The sequence below is a fragment of the Variovorax sp. CAN15 genome (assembly GCF_030462475.1).
GTDB lineage: Bacteria > Pseudomonadota > Gammaproteobacteria > Burkholderiales > Burkholderiaceae_C > Variovorax.
Map to the genome: position 1 here is coordinate 1 of NZ_JASMRZ010000098.1, position 18,162 is coordinate 18,162.

The 18,162-nt window shown below is 69.2% G+C and carries 16 protein-coding genes and 1 pseudogene; 9 read left to right on the plus strand and 8 right to left on the minus strand.

Features of this window, described 5'->3' with window-relative positions; translation table 11 throughout:
* Positions 1–389 (minus strand): annotated as a pseudogene (locus QMO14_RS29945) (hypothetical protein); the annotation flags it as partial.
* Here QMO14_RS29945 and QMO14_RS29950 point away from each other — a divergent pair.
* Positions 360–2,285 carry an autotransporter outer membrane beta-barrel domain-containing protein gene (locus QMO14_RS29950; protein ID WP_301511639.1) on the plus strand — a complete coding sequence of 642 codons (1,926 nt, stop codon included), beginning with the start codon at positions 360–362 and terminating at the stop codon, positions 2,283–2,285. The pseudogene QMO14_RS29945 and the gene QMO14_RS29950 sit on opposite strands and share 30 nt — an antisense overlap.
* Before the next feature lie 23 nt (positions 2,286–2,308).
* On the opposite strand, the gene QMO14_RS29955 is transcribed toward QMO14_RS29950, so the two are convergent.
* Genes QMO14_RS29955 through QMO14_RS29965 form a run of 3 tightly spaced genes read right to left on the minus strand, consistent with a single transcriptional unit; the run spans position 2,309 to position 4,333 of the window.
* Positions 2,309–3,355: an alpha/beta fold hydrolase gene (locus tag QMO14_RS29955; protein WP_301511640.1), complete on the minus strand. Its 1,047-nt coding sequence runs from the start codon at positions 3,353–3,355 to the stop codon at positions 2,309–2,311.
* 31 nt (positions 3,356–3,386) lie between these two features.
* Entirely contained in the window at positions 3,387–4,190 is an 804-nt protein-coding gene (locus QMO14_RS29960) for a DUF1295 domain-containing protein (protein ID WP_301511641.1), read from the minus strand.
* On the minus strand, positions 4,187–4,333 hold the full coding sequence (locus QMO14_RS29965) for a hypothetical protein (protein WP_301511643.1): 147 nt from the start codon (positions 4,331–4,333) through the stop codon (positions 4,187–4,189). The genes QMO14_RS29960 and QMO14_RS29965 overlap by 4 nt, the downstream gene beginning before the upstream one ends.
* 154 nt (positions 4,334–4,487) lie before the next feature.
* Here QMO14_RS29965 and QMO14_RS29970 point away from each other — a divergent pair, with 154 nt between their 5' ends.
* Together QMO14_RS29970 and QMO14_RS29975 are read left to right on the plus strand one after the other, a co-directional pair.
* Complete coding sequence (locus QMO14_RS29970; protein ID WP_301511644.1) at positions 4,488–4,844, plus strand: hypothetical protein; 357 nt, start codon at positions 4,488–4,490, stop codon at positions 4,842–4,844.
* A gap of 72 nt (positions 4,845–4,916) precedes the next feature.
* Complete coding sequence (locus QMO14_RS29975; RefSeq protein WP_301511645.1) at positions 4,917–5,351, plus strand: SgcJ/EcaC family oxidoreductase; 435 nt, start codon at positions 4,917–4,919, stop codon at positions 5,349–5,351.
* Here the strand turns inward: QMO14_RS29975 and QMO14_RS29980 are convergent.
* From QMO14_RS29980 to QMO14_RS29990, 3 genes are all read right to left on the minus strand, one after another.
* On the minus strand, positions 5,345–6,229 hold the full coding sequence (locus QMO14_RS29980) for a cupin domain-containing protein (RefSeq protein ID WP_301511646.1): 885 nt from the start codon (positions 6,227–6,229) through the stop codon (positions 5,345–5,347). The genes QMO14_RS29975 and QMO14_RS29980 overlap by 7 nt on opposite strands.
* Before the next feature lie 300 nt (positions 6,230–6,529).
* A complete protein-coding gene (locus QMO14_RS29985; RefSeq protein ID WP_301511648.1) occupies positions 6,530–7,564 on the minus strand; it encodes a sensor domain-containing diguanylate cyclase in 1,035 nt (344 codons plus the stop codon).
* 161 nt (positions 7,565–7,725) lie between these two features.
* Complete coding sequence (locus tag QMO14_RS29990; protein WP_301511649.1) at positions 7,726–8,667, minus strand: LysR family transcriptional regulator; 942 nt, start codon at positions 8,665–8,667, stop codon at positions 7,726–7,728.
* A 139-nt stretch (positions 8,668–8,806) separates the two neighbouring features.
* Between QMO14_RS29990 and QMO14_RS29995 the strand changes: the two genes are divergently transcribed.
* Entirely contained in the window at positions 8,807–10,234 is a 1,428-nt protein-coding gene (locus tag QMO14_RS29995; protein WP_301511651.1) for an MFS transporter, read from the plus strand.
* Between the two features lie 40 nt (positions 10,235–10,274).
* Here QMO14_RS29995 and QMO14_RS30000 read toward each other — a convergent pair whose 3' ends face one another.
* Positions 10,275–10,883, minus strand: coding sequence for a trimeric intracellular cation channel family protein (locus QMO14_RS30000; protein ID WP_301511652.1), 609 nt, complete (start codon positions 10,881–10,883; stop codon positions 10,275–10,277).
* Positions 10,884–11,475: 592 nt separating this feature from the next.
* Here QMO14_RS30000 and QMO14_RS30005 point away from each other — a divergent pair.
* The 5 genes from QMO14_RS30005 to QMO14_RS30025 form a co-directional block, all read left to right on the plus strand.
* Positions 11,476–12,822, plus strand: a complete 1,347-nt coding sequence (locus tag QMO14_RS30005) for an EAL domain-containing protein (RefSeq protein WP_301511653.1) — start codon at positions 11,476–11,478, stop codon at positions 12,820–12,822.
* On the plus strand, positions 12,819–13,091 hold the full coding sequence (locus QMO14_RS30010) for a hypothetical protein (protein ID WP_301511654.1): 273 nt from the start codon (positions 12,819–12,821) through the stop codon (positions 13,089–13,091). The genes QMO14_RS30005 and QMO14_RS30010 overlap by 4 nt, the downstream gene beginning before the upstream one ends.
* 65 nt (positions 13,092–13,156) lie before the next feature.
* Entirely contained in the window at positions 13,157–13,741 is a 585-nt protein-coding gene (locus QMO14_RS30015) for a hypothetical protein (RefSeq protein WP_301511656.1), read from the plus strand.
* Between the two features lie 28 nt (positions 13,742–13,769).
* Complete coding sequence (locus tag QMO14_RS30020) at positions 13,770–15,197, plus strand: CsgG/HfaB family protein (RefSeq protein ID WP_301511658.1); 1,428 nt, start codon at positions 13,770–13,772, stop codon at positions 15,195–15,197.
* Positions 15,198–15,302: 105 nt separating this feature from the next.
* Positions 15,303–18,162, plus strand: a 2,860-nt coding sequence (locus QMO14_RS30025) for a beta strand repeat-containing protein (protein ID WP_367618182.1), incomplete at its 3' end; no start/stop codon positions are given.

An 18,162-nucleotide genomic window follows, 5' to 3' on the forward strand; every position in this document is an offset into this window, starting at 1 on the left:
AACTCGGAGCCGCCCGCGCCGCCGGCACCGCCGGTGACGGCGCCACTGTTGGTGAAGACGATGCCCGAGGTGGTCGCATTCAGGAAGAAGCCGGCGCCGCCGCTGCCGCCGCCGCCGCCCTGCGAGAAAGCATCGCCGCCCTTGCCGCCCGCGCCGCCCGTCGAGCTGCCGGTGGCCGTGTAGTTGCCGGTCGGCCCGATGAGGATGGAGCCGGCGGCGACGGCGGCATCGGCCTGCGGGCGGCGGGCGCCAGCACGACGATCACCAACAGCGGCTCCATCGCCGGCGGCAACGGCGGGATCGGCGGCGCCAACAGCAATGGGGGCGCGAGCGGCGCCAATGGCGCGGGCGGCGTCGGCGTGGCGGGCGCGAACCTCGCCATCGTGCACAGCGGCAGCATTGCGGGCGGCATGGGCGGCGACGGCGTCACCCGCGCGGCGGCGGTTGAATTCACCGGCGGCAGCAACAGCCTGACGCTGAATGCCGGCGCGGCGCTGACGGGCGCCGTCGCCATCGACAGCGGCGCCACCGCCAGCATCGTCGCGGGCGCCAACGGCCTGAGCCTGAGCAGCCCGCTGCTGCTGGGCGGCAACGGCACCATCGACACCAACGGGCACGACATGGGCTGGTCGGGCCCCGTCTCCGGAGCGGGCTCACTGGTGAAGAGCGGCGCGGGCACGCTGACGCTGTCGGGCGCCAACGTCTACACCGGCGCCACCAGCGTCAACGCCGGCACGCTGCGCGCCGGAGCGGCTGGCGCGCTCAGCGGCGCCAGCGCCTTCACCGTGGGCTCGGGCGCCACGCTCGACCTTGCCGGCCAGAGCCAGACCATCGCGTCAATGGCCAACAGCGGCACTGTCTCGCTCGTCGGCTCCGCACCCGGCACCACGCTCACCGTCACCGGCCCGTGGGCGGGCAACGGCGGCACGCTGCGGCTTGGCACCGCGCTCGGCGACAGCAGCAGCGCGAGCGATCGGCTCGTGCTCAGCGGCAGCACCGCCATCGCCAGCGGCACGACCAACGTGCAGATCACCAACCTCGGTGGCCTCGGCGCGCTGACCGCCGGCAACGGTATCGAGGTCGTCAGCGCGATCAACGGCGCCACCACCACCGCCCAGACCACGAAAAGCGCTTTTGCGCTGGCCGGAGGCCATGTCGATGCCGGCGCCTACGAGTACCGTCTGTACGCCGCCGACGCAAGCGGCGCGGGCGAGAACTGGTATCTGCGCTCCAGCGCGGTCGTCACGCCCCCTGCCAACGGTGGCGGTGGCAGCGGCGCGGGCAGTGGCGGCTTGACCGTCCCGACCTACCGCACCGAAGTGCCGCTGTACACCGCGCTGCCCGAACAGTTCCGCCAGGCCAACCTGTCGATGCTCGGCAGCATGCGGCAGCGCCTGGGCGACGACGGCCCTCCCGGCAGCAACGACGCGGGCCCCGCCACGCCCGGGCAGAGCTACCGCCACGGCTGGGCCCGCATCATCAGCACCGACCGCACCATCAGCCAGGGCGGCACCGTGAGCCCCACCAGCAAGGGACGCCTCTCGGGCTTCCAGGCCGGCACCGACCTGTGGGCCGACGCCCACTGGCGCGCAGGCGTCTATATCGGCGAACTCGATGGCGACATGAGCGTGAGCGGCTTCGCGCGCGGCATCGCGAATTTCGCAGCCGGCTCCAACGACCTGCGCAGCCAGTACCTGGGCGCCTACGCCACCTGGAAGAACGACAGCGGCCTGTACGTCGACGGCGTGCTGCAGGCCGGACGCCATCGCTACACGGCGTCGCCCACGCTGGGCTACTCCAGCTCCGGCAAGGGCAGCAGCCTGCTGGCCTCCATCGAGGTCGGCCAGTCCTTCGCCATCGCACCGGGCTGGACCATCGAGCCGCAACTGCAACTGGTGCACCAGCACATCGATCTGGACGACGGCGGCATCGCCGCCGCACTGGTGCAGCAGCACAGCCACAGCGGCTGGCTCGCGCGAGCCGGTGTGCGGGTGAAAGGCGAGATCGCCACTTCCGCCGGCCTGCTGCAGCCCTACGTGCGCTTCAACGTCTACCGCAGCGGCAGCGGCACGGATGTCAGCCGCTTCGTCGGCCCGGCGGCCTACACMGACATCGCCACCCGCACCGGCGGCACCAGCACCGAACTGGCGGCGGGCGCCACGCTGCAGCTCACGCGGAACGCGAGCCTGTACGCGGAGCTGGGCAAGCTCTGGGACTCGGGCGGCGCAGTGCGCACGAAGAGCAGCGGCATCGAAGGCAGCGTGGGCGTGAAGTTCCGCTGGTAAGGCTCGGACAAGGTAGCGGGCACCTACGGCTGCCCGCCGCCATCCGTGCGGACTGTCTCGACGACGGACAGCACGGCATCGATCACCGCAGCCGGATCGTCGAACTGGATATCGTGGCTGGACTTCGGCAGCGACAGGTGCCTGCCGCGTGAAGACCACGCCGCTTCTTCCGCATGAAGCCGCTGCCAGATGGCCAGCACCTCGCGGCCCTGCGCGGGCGTGATCTTCATTCCCCCGAGTTCGGCCTCGGTGTATGGCGCCATCGCGGTGAGCACCACCAGCGGGCGGCAGCCCAGGTCGCGGAAAGCGCCTGCCTCGGCAAGCATGGCATCGGTCGCGTCGCTCTCCGCCATCTGCGTGACCATGGACTTGGGCGCGTAGGCGCGGACCGCCCGCGCATCGTGCTCGCTCTGGTTCGGCGCCCGGCGCAGCAGCCTCGGCGCCATCGCCCTGAGCAGCCCGGACCATGCCAGCGACACCGCGACACGCGAGCGCAGCGAGCGGGTTTCCGTCATGTAGGCCGCGACGCGCGCCACCTGGTCGGGATGCGACGGGTCCACCAGAACCAGCCCTGCCACCTCGTCGCCGAAGTACCGCGTGAAAGTCGTGGCGAAAAGCCCGCCCAGCGACTGCCCGACCAGCACGTAGGGCCCGTGCTCGCCCGCGCGCGCAAGGGCCTCGTGCAGATCGGCCGCCACCTGCTTCGCGCTGATCGGAGCGCTCGAAGGATCACTCCACATCAGACCCGCGCGGCTGTAGGCGCATGCCCGCGTACGCGCCGCGATGGCCGGCTGCACCGCCGACCAGCTCAACGACCCGTCGACGCTCAGCCCCGCCTCGAACACGACCGTGGGCGAGCCGAAGCCGCGGCAGTCGAGCTGGATTCTTCGCCCCCCGCCGAGATCGACCATCTTTCCCGGCGCGGGAAAGTCACGCTGTGCCCGGTAGCGCCCGATCTGCTCGTACACCGCACCCGCGAGGATGACCAGCGCGAGAAGTGCCGAGCTCCAGAGGACGATGCGCATCACCACCACGACAGACTTGTTCGACAAGGACTTCACCGCGGCCATGGTGCCACCGCCGGGCAGCGAAGGCCACCGGTTACCGCGGCACGTGCTTGCCGCGCACCGGCCCGGGCACGAAGGCATTGGTGCGCGCCATGTAGTCGCGGTAGGCAGGCCGACGCTCGCCGATGTCGCTTTCGAGCATGCGCACGCCCGAGACCTTCAGCAGCAGCCAGGTCATGAGCAGCGGCGACACGACGCTCCACGCGCCGCCCCACCCCGCGCCGCCGATGGACATGAGCCAGATGCCCCACCAGGTGCAGGCCTCGCCGAAGTAGTTGGGATGCCGCGTATAGCGCCACAGGCCACGGTCCATCACCTGGCCCCGGTTCGCCGGGTGAGCCCTGAAGCGCGCCATCTGCGCGTCGCCGATGGCTTCGAACAGGATGCCGAAGAGCGCCAGCGCGGCTCCCATCGCATCGAGCAGGCCAAGCGGCCGCGCAGCCGACATGCCCGGCAGGAAGGGCGCCGACACGATCCACGCCAGGACTGCCTGCAGCGCGAACACCAGGTACAGGCTCTTGAACCCGAAATTCGGCTGGTTGCGCGCGCGTATCGCCTGGTAGCGGCGGTCTTCGCCGTGGCCCCAGTTGCGCCAGGTGATGTAGATGCACAGCCGGAGCGACCAGGCGGTGCCGAGCACCGCCATGCCGAGCCCCCGCGCGGTCTGTGCCGGCAGCAGCGAGAAGTAGACGAGGCCGGCTCCCGCGATGAAGACCGACCACATGCGGTCGACGAGGCTGGCGTCATGCCGCGCGAGGCTCGCCGCCCAGGTCAGCAGTGCCAGCGAGGCGGTCCACGCAAGGCCGGCCAGCGCCACGGTGGTCATGTTGCCGGTCATGTGCGAAGCGGTGCCATCCGGGGCACGGGCACGTTCTGGCCATCGGCCGCTCCGGTCTTTCCGATCGAGGGCAAGAAGCTCGCCGCGTCGACGCGGGCGTCTCGGGGGACCGTGGTGATGGCGAATGCGATGTCGTGCGGCATGTGCGTCTCGTTTTCCTCTTCGGACACGCCCGGAGCGGCGCGTGGTGTTCGGCTATACGTGGCGAGCCGGCTTTTGGATGATGCCTGGGCTACAGTCAGGCACGACCCGGCCGTCCTTCCGACCGGCCGCAACCCCGCCTACCATCTCGAAGACATGCGTGACTTCCTGTATTACTCGCTGATGCTCCTGCTCGGATTCGCCTGGTACAGGGTCGGGCAGAAACAGCTGCGCAAAGGCCCCCGCGACGAGAACGACGAACTCACCAAGGGGCTCGTGGGCCCCATAGGCTTCCTGATGGCCGGCGCCGTGGCCTGCTATCTCTTCTTCCGCGTGCTGCGCGCACTGGTCCAGGGCGAGGTGCCTTGCGTCGGCAAGGCCTGCTCGGGACAGCTCTACACGCTGGCGGCGAATCCCGGCGAATTCTGGGCCAACGTGCTCTTCATGGTGTGGCTGGTGCTGGCCCTGGGCTACGCGCTGTACGTGACGCTCAGGATCTGGTTCAGGGTCTAGGCGCCCACGAGCCCTGCCGGCGGATTCATGGCATTGGCATCCGGCCATCCCCCAAACTCTCGAGAGACTCCAATGACTCAGATGAGAACCTCCGAAGACGCTCCGCGAGCATTCCAGGCTGCCTGGAACAGCCATGACATGCAGTCCCTCGGCGCTCTCTTCCATGAAGACGCCACCTTCGTGAACCGTTTCGGGCACTACGTGCGTGGCGTGGACCAGATCGTCGCCCTGCATGCTCCGATCCACGCGACCATCTACAGCGACTCCACGCTGGAGAACGAACTGATCGACGTGGCCGCGCTCGGCGATGACGCGGCGGTCATCCATTTCTGGAGCCGACTCGCGGCTGGCGCGGCGCATCCGGCGGGGCCTCACGTCGTCGATACGCTGATCCTCGCCGTGCTGACGCGGCAGGCCGGCGAGTGGCGGATCAAGGCGCTCGAGAACGTCACGCTGACGAATCCCCGCACGGGAGAAACGGTGCTGCGACCGACACAGGCTCAATAGGAACCCGGTGGCGGCGTGTGCCTCATGCGCCGCGACGTGGTCATGCTGATGAAGCGTGCACGCGCGGCGCCGAGACGGGCGCGGCCGGCGCCGACGAAACCGCCGATGGCCGACTTGACCGCGTCCGCCGTGGGCGACTCCCGCGGGTACGACGGCGACAGTCCGCACTTGCGCATCACCCGGTTCACCTGATGGATGCGGGCCACCTCGCGCGTCGTGGCTGTATAGAAGGTCACGCCGATCGAGATCGAAAGGCGGTCGCCGGGAGCATTCCCGTCGACCTCGGAGCGGGTCATGTGGGGCGAGGTGCTCGGGAAGTAGATGGCGTCGCCCGGCCGCGCATCGAACTCCAGCCCCAGTGACAGGAAGGCTTCGCTGAAGCGTACCTTCTTCAGCGACTGCGTGACGATGAAGTCCTCCACGGCATCAGCCGGCACGATGCTGCGGTCGCGATGGTCCCAGACGTTGAGGATCTTGTGGCCGTGCAGCTGCAGCCAGAAGTTGTTCTCGCGGTCGATGTGAAAGGGCGTCACCGAAGGCGGCGCCGATAAGAAGACGAAGCCGTTCACCCTGAAGATGTCCGGCTGCTCGCGTTCCACGAGCGAGCGCATGGAGTTCACCACCGACAGCAGCAAGGCCTGGTAGCGGGGAACGACTTCGATGTTGTAGAAGGCGCACGACGAGCCCGGCTCCTCCATGCGCTCGAAGAACTCCTCGATGCTGCGCCCGCCGGGCGGCCGGCCCTCGTGCGAAAGCGCGGACGAAATCGTTCGCCTGGGGTCCATGAACCTGCACTGCTCCACCTTCGAGAGCTCCATTCCGAGCTTCACGAGTTCGGGCACCTGGAACAGCGGATGCTCGTGGAAGTTGTGGTGCATCGGCGTGATCCGCTGGGTAGAAAAACCCGCGGGGTCATCCGTCCAGACCCGATATGCCGTTCCCGAAGTCCCGACAGAATTCATGCTGGTCAAGCGCATGGCAGCACCTCCGGATCGCTTTCCGGACTTCGGCCCCGAAACGAAGCCGAGCCCGCAGCTCACTAGAAGAAGTAATACTTTGGATTTCAATGCTGGGACGGGTTTATGAACCCACCCTGACCGCGCCGACGCGCTTTCACAGCTTTCATTTACAGCCGCAAAAAGGGGGTACCGTGGCTCTCCGCGCCCGATCGCGGCGATTCAGGCCGAAGCAGTTTCCCTCTGATCCGCCACGGGACGGCGCCCGCGCTTGACGGCATACATGGCCTCGTCGGCCAGCCGCAATGCCTCTGCCGCATCGGTGGCGCGCGGGTCGACGCCCACCACGCCGACGCTCGCGCCGCGGTAGTCGAGCGTGGTGCCGTGCAGCCGCAGTTCGCCGACGGTGCTTTCGCTCAGCCGGTCGGCCAGCGATCGCGCCGCGGCGTTCGGCGACTGGTCGAAGGCGGGGCCGGAGCCGATCACCACGAACTCGTCGCCGCCGTTGCGCGCCAGCATGTCGCCCGCGCGCAGCGAGGCCGACAGACGCCCGGCCATGGCCACGAGAAACTCGTCGCCGATGTCGTGGCCGTGGGTGTCGTTGATCTTCTTGAAGCCATCCATGTCGATGAAGCCGACCAGCACGCTGGTGCCGTCGCGCTCGCCTTGAGCCATCAGCCGGTGCAGGCCATCGATGAGCGTGCGGCGATTCGGCAGGCCGGTGAGCGCGTCGGTGGAAGCGAGCGTGACGACCTCCGCATGCGCCTTCTCGAGCTTCCTGTAGAGCAGCTCGCGCTCCACCTGCTGGCCGATCAGCCGCGCGAAAAGCTGCAGCACTGGCTCGGCATGCGGCGCAAGTGGCTGCTGCGTGGCGCTTGCGGCACACAAGGTGCCGAACAGGTCGCCGCCTTCGGTCTTGACCGGCGTGCTCACGTAGGTCTGGATGCCGAGCTTCTTCGCCGCGTCGGAATCGCCCCAGCAGCTCGCGACATCGCCCGTGTAGATGCGGCCCTCCTCCATGGCGCGCTTGCACAGGGTGTCGGCCCAAGGCACGGTCAGGCCCTCGGGAATGCTCAGCTGACGCGTGTTGCGCGAGAAGAGGACGTGCTGCTGCCCCTTGTCGAGGTCGATGGTGGTGAGGTAGGTGGACTCCAGCCCGGTCACGGCACCGAGCATCTCGAGCATCGGGCGGGTCAGGTCTTCCAGCGTCCTGGCCGAAGCCACCGAGTCGGAAAGTTGTTCGATCAGAGATTCCATGGCGGATATTTTGACGAGGATGCGGCCACGGCAAAGGCTTCTCCCCACGGCGGCGCAGTTCCCGGAGTCAGGGAAACATCGGGAAGCATGCGAAAGAACCAGGGCCTGTTCACACTATTCAAGGGGTCGTTCGAACAGTGTGAACAGGCCCTCTTCTCCAGCTACCGGCCTCCATCCGCCGACTGCCCTTCGTCCCCGTGCAGCATCCGGCACATCTCCAGCACCATGCCCCGCAGCCATCGGTGCGCGGGGTCGCGATCCGTGCGCGGATGCCACATCTGGGAGATGGTGATCTGCTGCGTGGGCATCGGCAGCGGAAACGAGTGCAGCGTGCTCTGCGTTCTCAGGCGTTCGAAGTACGAGGCCGGTATCAGGGCCACCAGGTCGGTCGCGGCCGCGATCGACAAGGCGGCGCCGAAGCTGGGCACGATGACCGCGACGTTGCGCGCCAGCCCCACCGCCGCGAGCGCCACATCGGCCGGTCCTTCCTTGCGGCCGTGGCGCGACGTGACCACGTGGTCGCAGGCGGCGTAGCGCTCGGGCGTGATGCCGGGCCCGGCCAGCAGCGGATGCCCTTCGCGCACCGCGGCGACGAACCGGTCCCGGTAGAGCGCCTGGATGCGCACCTCCGGCCCCGCCGAATCGCCCAGCACGCCGACATCGAGATCGATCAATCCTTCGCGCAGCGGGCGCACGTCCTTGTCGGGCTTGGGCGCGAAGCGCAGGCGAACGCCGGGCGCATCCTTGGCGACACGGGCCACGAGCACGTGCGCGAAGGCTTCGATGAAGCCGTCGTTGGCCCGAATGGTGAAAAGGCGCCGCAACGCGCGCGGGTCCATGTTCGCGTCGGCAGGCTGAAGGACGGCATGCGATTCCTGCACCAGTTCCCTCACACGGTCGCGCAGCACGAGCGCGTGCGGCGTGGGCACCATGCCGCGCCCGGCGCGCACCAGGAGCTGGTCACCGGTCGCCTCCCTCAGCCGCGCGAGCGTGCGGCTCATGGCCGATTCGCTCAGCCCCATGCGCTCGGCGGCCTTTGCCACGTTGCCTTCGGAGAGCAGCGCATTCAGCGCGGTCAGCAGGTTGAGGTCGGCGTCCGGCATGCCCGACGCTAGCACAGCCGCATGGCCCTGGACAGGCGCGGCATGCAGGAACAACCTGCGCGCCGCGCTCTGGGCCGGCGCCCCGTGGCGTCCTATTCTCAGCCGACGCAATAGCGCGTCTACTCTCCACGCCACTTCCATGCATCTCTCGCCTGCCCTTCGCTCCCGTGATTGCGCCACCGACTCCCGCTGCGCCGAAACCGACGCGGCGAACGAAGCCGACGGCCTGCCGATGCCACGGCGCATCGCGGCGGTCGCCGCGGTCCTCGGCGCCGGCGCCCTCGTGGTGCTCGACGGCGCGATCGCCAACGTCGCACTGCCGAGCATCTCCCTGCAGCTGAACGCGACGCCTGCCGATGCGGTCTGGATCATCACGGCCTATCAGCTCGCCGTCGTCATGTTCCTGCTGCCCGCTTCGGCCATCGGCGCGCGGCTGGGCTATCACCGCGTGTTCGCCGGCGGCGTCGCGCTGTTCACGGTGGCATCGGTGCTGTGCGCGCTTTCTCCGTCGCTGCCATGGCTGGTGGCCGCGAGATGCCTGCAGGGGCTGGGCGCCGCGGCGGTGATGCCGCTGGGCCTGGCGCTGCTGCGATCCACCTATCCACGGCGGCTGCTGGCACGCGCGATCAGCTGGAATGCGCTCGCGATCGCGGGCGCCACGGCGGCGGGGCCATCCATCGGCGCATTCATTCTTTCCACGGCGAACTGGCCATGGCTCTTCGCGGTAAACCTGCCGATCGGCATCCTCGTGCTCGCCGCATGCGCCAAGCTGCCGCGCCAGGCACCGACGAAGGACCGCATCGACCCCTGGAGCATCGCGCTCAACGCGATCATGTTCGCTACCTTCGTGCTCGGCAGCGACCGCCTGCCCTCGAGCCTGCTGCATGGCGGCGCGCTGCTGGGCGTGGCGGTCGTCGCGCTGGTCCTGCTGGTTCGCCGCGAGACGACGAAGAAGGCGCCGCTGGTCCCGCTCGACCTGCTGCGCGTGCACTCCTTCCGCATCTCCATCATCGCTTCGGTCTGCTGCTTCACCGGCCAGATGGCAAGCTACGTGGCGCTGCCGTTCTACATCCAGCACGAGCTGGGACAGAGCACCGCTACCACCGGCCTGCTGATGACCCCCTGGCCGCTGGCAGTGATGCTGGCCGCGCCGCTGTCGGCGCGCCTCGCGCAGCGGGTGCCGACGGCATGGCTCTGCGCGGCCGGAAGCGCGCTCCTCGCAACCGGGCTGGCGCTGTGCGCGCTGTGGCCCATCCATGGCAATCCGGCCTTGCCGATCGCGCTGTTCACCAGTCTCGCCGGCTTCGGCTTCGGTCTCTTCCAGACGCCCAACAACCAGAACATGCTGCTCTCGGCACCGAAGGAGCGCAGCGGCGCGGCCGGAGGTGCGCAGGGTACCGCGCGGCTCACCGGGCTGACGTTCGGGAGCCTGGCGATGAGCCTGGTGTTCGGGGTACTGCCGTCGCACAGCGCGGTGCATCTTGGGCTGGCGATGGCTGCGTCGGCGGCGCTGGCGGGGAGCGTGGTGAGTCTGCTCAGGAGTCCTGCAAGATCCGCTGCCGCCTGAGCGGGCGGTGCCGCCGACGCCTGCGGCAGGAAGCGCGCACCTATGCCGGCAGGTGCAGCAGCGGCAGGTGCCAGCCGCCATAGATGCCGCCCATGCGCAGCGCCACGATCACCGCCACACCCACATGGAAGGCCCAGCGCCTGCTTGTGCCGGCGGCCTGGAGCAGCATATAGGCGACGATGCCCGCGATGGCGGCCGAACCGTAGATGCCGCTGCTCAGCAGAAGCGGGACGTGCGCGGTGAAAACATCGCGCATCAGCCCTCCGGCCGCGCCGCTCATGGTGCCGATCAGCGTCACGACGACCGCCGGCAATCTCCGGTCCTCGGCGACCTGCGCCCCGGTGATCGCGAAGAGTCCCAGCCCCAATGCGTCGGCCAGTGCCAGCGCGTGCTCGGGCAGCGGCATGACTTGCGCCCACGCGATGCCCGCCGCGGTGGCCGCGAGGATCACGTGGACGTAGCGCACGTCGCGAATCCAGAACACCGGATGGCGGTCGAGCAGCAGATCGCGCAGGGTGCCTCCGCCTACGGCCGTGACGGAGGCGATCACGACCACCCCCAGCCAGTCGAGTCCCGCGCGGCCCGCGGCCAGCACGCCGCTGATCGCGAACACTGCGACGCCTGCAAGATCGAGCACATACAACAGCATGACGGCACGGCCCAGGAAAAGAGGATTGAAAAATCAGTGCCCGGCATTCTGCAGGGAGAGGGCGCAAATGCTTCCGGCAGCAGGCCAGCCAGGAGACTGTGATCTTTGGTATTCATTGTTGACAAATGTGAACTGGCACACATTCGCGGTCCGAAAGCGAATGCGGTCTCCTACCGCAATCCGTAGTATTCATTTTGTTTCACAACTGACTTACGGAGCTTGCACGTGATGGCCTGCAGACCCTCGTTCCACCGAACGTACGCACCGCCGAATGCGGTTCGCGGGTCCGCCACACGCACGCGTGGCCCCGCTGATTCCAAGGCCACGTCCATGCCGTACATCTAGCCGCCGCCGCGTGCCGCGCGAGTTTTCCTCCGCGAACCGCACGCCGTCTCACCCGTGACCCGATAGCCGATCGCCGGCACTCCTCGAAGGGGTGCGTGTTGCGCGGGGCCTTCGCACGTCCGGTGATTTCCTGTCTTCCGTCTTGATCCCGCGCCACGGCGCGGGATGGGGAACTGTTGCCGCGAGAAAAGCAGCCGGCTCCCTCTTCACTGGCTTCGAGCAAAAAGAAATTCGATCGAGGACGCAAATGGCTGCACTCTCATCACTGACTGCCTGGTCCGCAGGCACGCATCGGCCCGCCGCATGGACGCAGCGCGCGTCCGCGGCGAGCCGCTGGCATGGCGCACATGGCCCGCACGCGGAAGCCGCGCCCAGGGCCTCCGGCGCGCCTGCGGAACGCGTCGCCGCGCGCCGGGCCTGCGCCTTCGTGTTCATCGCGAACCTGCCGCATCTGGCCGAAGCCTACGGGCAGGACTTCGCATCGGCCGCGAGCCTCGAAGTGCAGCGCCGGCTGTGCGCCACTTTTACCTCGCTGCCCTCCTGCGACATGGCCCGGCTTCGCGACGACTGCTTCCTGGTGTGGGCCAACGAAGCCTTCGACTGCGAGGCCTCCGGCATGCGCGAGCCGGGTAGCGCGCCGCATGCCTCCCGCCCAATCGAAACGCTGCTCGCGGTGCTGGGCACCGAGCCCGTGCGTGCCGGCGGCATCGCCGCGCTGGTGCAGCTGCATGCCGACTGGATCGACGTGCGCTCGCCGGAGCAGCTCGGCGCTTCGGAGGTCGAGCTCATGCTGTGGACCGCGCAACCCTTCCCCGACTCGCGCGAGAGCCGCACCGACGGCTGGCGCCAGCTCTATCGCGCCGACATGGATGTCGCGGTGCGCGTGAGCGAGGCGCTGCGGGCCGAAGAGCTGTCGTTCTCGTGGCAGCCTGTCGTGCACCCCGGCAGCATCGCGACCACGCTCTACCGCGCGGGCCGCGCGCGCATCGCGCCGAGCCATGGCGAAGCGGCTTCGCTCGCGCCGGAGGTGTTCACGCCCTGCCTGCAGCGCCTGGGCCTCACGCGCGCCTTCGACCGCACCGTGATGCGGCGCGCCGTGGCGGCCTTGCGGCTGCAGCCTTCGGTGCATGTGGGCGTGAGCATCTCGGCACAGGGCGTCCGGATCGACCACTGGTGGGCTTCGCTGCTCGCGGTGCTCGACAAGGAGCCCGCGCTGGCCTCTCGGCTGGTGATCGAGATCGCGGACAGCGCCGCGCTGCCCGACCTCGAGGCGGCGCACGACTTCTGCGTGCAGTTGCAGCTGCGCGGCTGCCGCGTCGCCATCCGCGACTTCGGCGGGGGCGCCGACAACCTCGCGGCCGTGCAGGCCTGCGGGCCCGACATCGTGAAGCTGGACGCGGCACTGCTGCGCCGTGCGCGCGACAGCGAGTTCGGCCGCGAATGCCTGCGCGGAATGCTCGCGATGTGCGTGCATTTCGCGCCGCACGTGGTGGTCGACGGCGTGGAGCGCGACGACGACGTGCACATCGCATCGAATGCTGGCGCGCAATGGCTGCAGGGCTACGGCATCGGCCGCGAAGGAGGCAAGGCATGAGCATTCCCGCCGACATGCAACTGCGCCTCGCGCGCCTGAGCACCGACCTGCTGCAGATGCAGCGCGCCGTGCAGGAACTCATGCAGGAATGCGGCCCGCGAGACCCCGGGGCCAGCGAGCAGGACCTCATCGCCGCCGCGCAGTACCGCGCGCTCGAAGCCGCGCTGCACGCACCGGCGGCATTGAGCTCGCCATCGCGCAGCGAGGGCGGCGAACTGCTCGCGTGGCCCGGCTTTCCCCAATCCGTGCAAAGGGCGATGCGCGCCTGAACCCGTCGCGCTCTCTTTGGCCCTCCCGGATTCCATCTCTTTCCATTTCCTTGCGCAGGATTTCCATGCCCACCCAACTTGCCCCGGCCCTCACCGGCGCGTCGCCCTCCGCCGCCACACGCTCTCTTTCCTCGAATGCCGCGCGCGCCGCGCTGTGCGCGCTTCTCGCCGCCGCGGCCGCATGCGCCTCGGCCAACAACGTCGGCGAGAACAGCGCCTGGCAGTTCCAGACCTCCGCCGACAAGGCCAACCAGGCAGCGGTGCAGGACATGATCCAGCGCAAGAAGGCCGGCTCCTACGGCGCGGCCAACTACACCACCAACAACTACGTCGGCCGCCAGTACAACTGCGACGTCACCTCGACCGCGCAGGGCAACCAGGGCACCAACAGCACCACGGCCAACTCGCCCGGCACCAGCGGCGCTTCGGCCAACTCCACCGGCAACTCGAGCACGGGCATCGGCGGCACCGGCACGGTGAACACGGGCCAGGCCAACAGCGGCGCCGTGGGTTCGGCGGTGATCGGCTCCACCACCAGCAACGTGCAGGGCTGGTCGAGCCAGGCCCTGAACTCCAACCAGACCAACACCGGCAGCCAGAGCGCAAGCATCAGCGGCAGCTCGGCCTGCGCATTCGGCGCGCTCAACTGACCACCCAACCGACAGGGAAGAAAAAGGAATGACCCCAATCAAGTCGATCCGCGCGCTGCCGCGCCGGAAAGCCGCATCGCGCGCCCTGGCCGCAGCCGCAGCCGCAGCCGCAGCCGTCATGAGCCTGGCCGGTTGCGTCGTCGCGCCGCAGCAGCAGATGGCACCCAAGGAAGCACCCGTGGTGCTCGGCCCCGCCGTGCGCGAGAACGTCACGCCCATGGAGGCCGTGCTCGCCTGCTTCGGCGACCACGTCGCGTCCGCAATGACCGGAACGCAGCGCCCGCCCATCGTCATCACCGTGGGCGACGTGAAGGACTACACCGGCAAGTACAGCATCAACGAGGGCAATGCCATCACGCAGGGCGGCGCGCTGATGGTGTATTCGGCACTGGGCAAGCTCGGCGGCGCGGTGCAGGTGGCCGAGCGCTTCGACCCGGTGATCGCCGAGCGCGAACTCGGCTACGCCGACCGGCGCCAGCTCGGCGACGGCCGCTCGCACCAGCTCGCGGGCCCGAACGGCGGCCAGACGGTGCCGTGGCTGCCCTACTTCGGCGGTTCGATCAACAAGTCCGACTACTTCATCGTGGGCGGCATCACCGAGCTCAACTACAACATCAACTCCGGCGGCGCCGAGATCGGCGTGAATCAGGTGGGCGTGAAGGCGCGAACCTTCAGCCAGTCGGTGGGCATCGACCTGCGCATCGTCGACACGAAGACGCTGATGATCGTGAAGACCATCAGCCTGACGAAGCAGTTCAACGGCTACGAGGTCGGCTTCAACGTGTTCCGCTTCTTCGGCAGCAAGCTGTACGACATCGACGTCGGCGCCAAGGGCCAGGAGCCGGTTCAGATGGGCGTGCGCGCCGCGCTGGAGGAAGGCGTGGTGCGCCTGGTGGCCGCGGTGGCCAAGGTCGACCCGAACCCGTGCCTGGGCATGCGCATGACCGGCGAACTGGGCCTCACGCCCGCCGAGCAGCTGCGCAAGGTGCCCAACCCCCTCGTCGACTCGGCCGGCATGCCGGTACAGCAGGGCGAGGCCGTCAACGCGGCCAGCCAGACGGGTACGAGCCTCGCGGGCTCCAGCCTGCAGATTCCCTTCGAGTTCGGCGCGGCGGCGCTCACCGGCGGCACGCTGAACCTCATCGACCAGATCGCGTCGGCCGCCGCCAAGGCGCCCACCGAGGTGGTGCTGGTCGCGCGCGACACGGAGAACTGGGACGCGGGCAAGCGCGACATGCTGATCGACCAGCGCGTCGGCGTGGTCACCACCGCGCTCGCGTCGCGCGGCATAGCGCCGGGCGGCATCAGCGTCACATGGCGTCCAGACAAGGCTGATACGTCGATCCACCGCGACGGTCCCGGCCTGCAGGAGATCGCCAAGCTCCGCGTCCAGGGCGCGGGGAGGGGTGGGCCGGCCCGTCCGGTCCGTGAGGAGAACCCAACCGGAGGGAAGTAAGCAACCGAGAGGCACCACGAAGTCTTCATTCCAGGACGCCACGACGTCCGTCATCCCGCTTTTCATCGAACCCGTCTTTTTTCCAGATCCATCAAAGGAAGAACCATGCAGAAGAACCGCAGCAGGAATTCGCGCGGCCGTGCCAACGGCGCGCCGCTCAGCAGCATCGGCCTGGCCGTGCTGGCCACGCTCGTGGCCGGCGGCGCGCAGGCAGCCGACACCTCGGTCTCGACCATCCCCACGGTGGCGGTCAACACCACGGCCTACCAGAGCGTGCAGTCGGTGCAGGACAAGTCGCAGCCCGTGACGGCCACCGCCGCCGGCAGCGTCATCGACGTCACCACCACCGGCGGCCAGACCGGCGGCAACAACACCGTCACGCAGAACAGCGTGAAGGCCAGCGCCACGGCCAATGCCTTCACCAACGCCGTCGACCTGTCGCTCGCGGGCGGCACCGGCCCCGTGCCCGCCGAGGGCGCAGCCTCGCTCGGCGTCCAGACGAACAGCGGCGTGGTCTCCAGCCTCGCCACCGGCAACACGGTGAAGGTCGACCTCGACGGCTTCTCCAGCGGCGGCGCGGCCAACACCGCGAACACCATCTCGGCCAACACCACGATCAACAGCGGCTCCTCGACCATCTCCGGCACGGTGCCGGTCGACTACGCCTCCTCCGTTCCCGGCTCCGTCGTGCTGAGCTATGCACCCGCGGGCAGCAGCAGCTCGGCGCACGGCAGCCTGGTCTCGACCTCGGTGCAGCAAGGCGCGGGCGGGGCATCGTCGGCCACGGCCAGCGGCAATGCAGTGTCGCTCACGCTGACGGCCGACGGCGAGAACGGCGTCGCCGCCGCACCGGCGCTAGACGGCAACACGGTCTCGGCCACGCTCAAGGGCAACACCGCCAGCAGCACCATCAGCGTGCAGTCGGGCGGCGCGCCGGCCTTCGCCGGCTCGGCCGTGGTCTCGAACCAGCAGTTGAACCAGTCGATCACTCCCGTCACGCACACGGCCTCGGCCAACGGCAACAGCGTGATCGCCTCCGTCGGCGGCAATGCCACCGGCGACACCAACACGCTGAATGGCTCGCTCTCGGTGCAGGGCAACACCATCTCCAGCACCGCCACGGGCAACGAGGCTCTCGGCGCCACCGCCGGCGCGGCCGGCAACCGCATCGTGCTGGCCGACGGCGTGTCGGTCTCCGGCTCCGGCGTTCCGGCGATCAACAACGGTTCCTACAGCGCCGGCAGCCTGTCGAGCACGCTCATGGCCGACCTGGCCGTGTCGAACAACCAGGGCAACGTGGGCGTCTCGCTCTCGGCAGCCACGCAGGGCTCGGGCGTGCTGGCCAGCGTGCAGTCGCTGGACGGCGGCGCCGTCACCGTCGCGAACAACGCGACCTCCGCCTCGGCAACCGGCAATGCCGCGTCGAACGCGATCCTCAGCGGCAAGGATGCCGCCACGTTCACCGCGACCGCCGCGCTGGCCAACCAGCAGAGCAACTACAACGGCGGCGTGAGCGCCGTCTCGGGCCCGACCTTCATCGGCGCGATGACCGGATCGGAGAACGGCACGAACAACGCCGCCGCCGTCTCCGTCACCGGCAACCGCTCCGCATCCACCGCCTATGGCAACAACGCCAGCCAGAGCCTCGCGCTCGAAGCCAACGCGCTGCCGCTGTCGGGCGCCAGCGTCTCCCTCATGGGCGGCAATCTGCCGGATGGCAACGTCAACGCGTTCGGCGCCGCCACGGTCACCAACCTGCAGGGCAACTACTCGGCACCGGTCTCGGCGCAGACGGTCGGCTCCGTCGTCGGCCTGACGGGCGATTCGCGCGGCACCGGCGGCGACACCATCCACGGCAGCAGCTTCACCGTGGACAACAACACGCAGGAAGCCGTGGGCGTGAGCAACAGCGCCGGCAATGCGCTGTCGCTGACCGGCACCACCGTGGGCTCGGGCGCGGGCCTGGCCAACGTGCAAGTGACCGACGGCGGCTCGCCGGTCGGCGCCGTGCTCGCGGGCTCCAGCGCCGCGGCCTACCTGGGCACGCACGCCACAGACAGCACCGTCGCGCTCACCGACAACCTGCAGCGCGCCGTGGCCTATGCCAACTCGGCGGCCAACAGCCTGAACGTGGCCGCCAACAGCGCCACCGTGGCGCCCTCCGGCACGCCGGCCTCGATCGCGACGCCGCTGCTCGGCTCCGCCTCGGTCACCGCAGCCTATGGCGTGCTGAGCAACCAGACGGCCGCCGGTGCGGTGAGCGCAACGGCCGACGGCACGGGCGTACTGCCCATCGGCGCACAGACGGTGCTGATCGAGGGCAACGTCACCCGCGGCAGCGTGTCGAACCAGGGCAACGCCTTCGTCGCCGCTGCCTACGGCAACGACGCGACCAACGCCGCCAAGCTGGCGCTGGGCACCGGCACCACCGTGGCCGGCGCGGCATCGGTGGGCAACGTCACCAGCGTGCAGAACGCCGCCGGCTCGACCATCACCGCCACCGCCTCGGGCGCCAACGTGGTGGCCACGGCCATCGAGGACAACGTCGCCGCATCCACGGTCGCTACCTCGGGCAACCAGCTGCAGGCACTGGCCTACGGCAACCGCGCGAGCGGCAACACCCTCGATGCTTCGAGCAACACGCTGTCCACCCTCACCGCCCAGCCGGGCGCCGTGAGCACCGGCGGCACGGCCACGACCGACGCCGCCTTCAGCGTGCAGAGCGTGCAGAACGCCTCGGGCAGCCTGACCGCCTCGCTGCGTTCCGGCGACGCCCCGGGCGCGACCGCATCGCAGATCCGCACCCAGATCGGCGGCGACGTGACCGGCTCCAGCGTGGCATCGAACGGCAACAGCGCCAGCGCAGCCGCCACCGCCAACAGCGCCACCAACGGCCTGACGCTGGCGGGCAACGGCCTGTCGACCTCCAGCGCGGTGCAGAACGTGCAGGGCAGCAGCGCTTCGG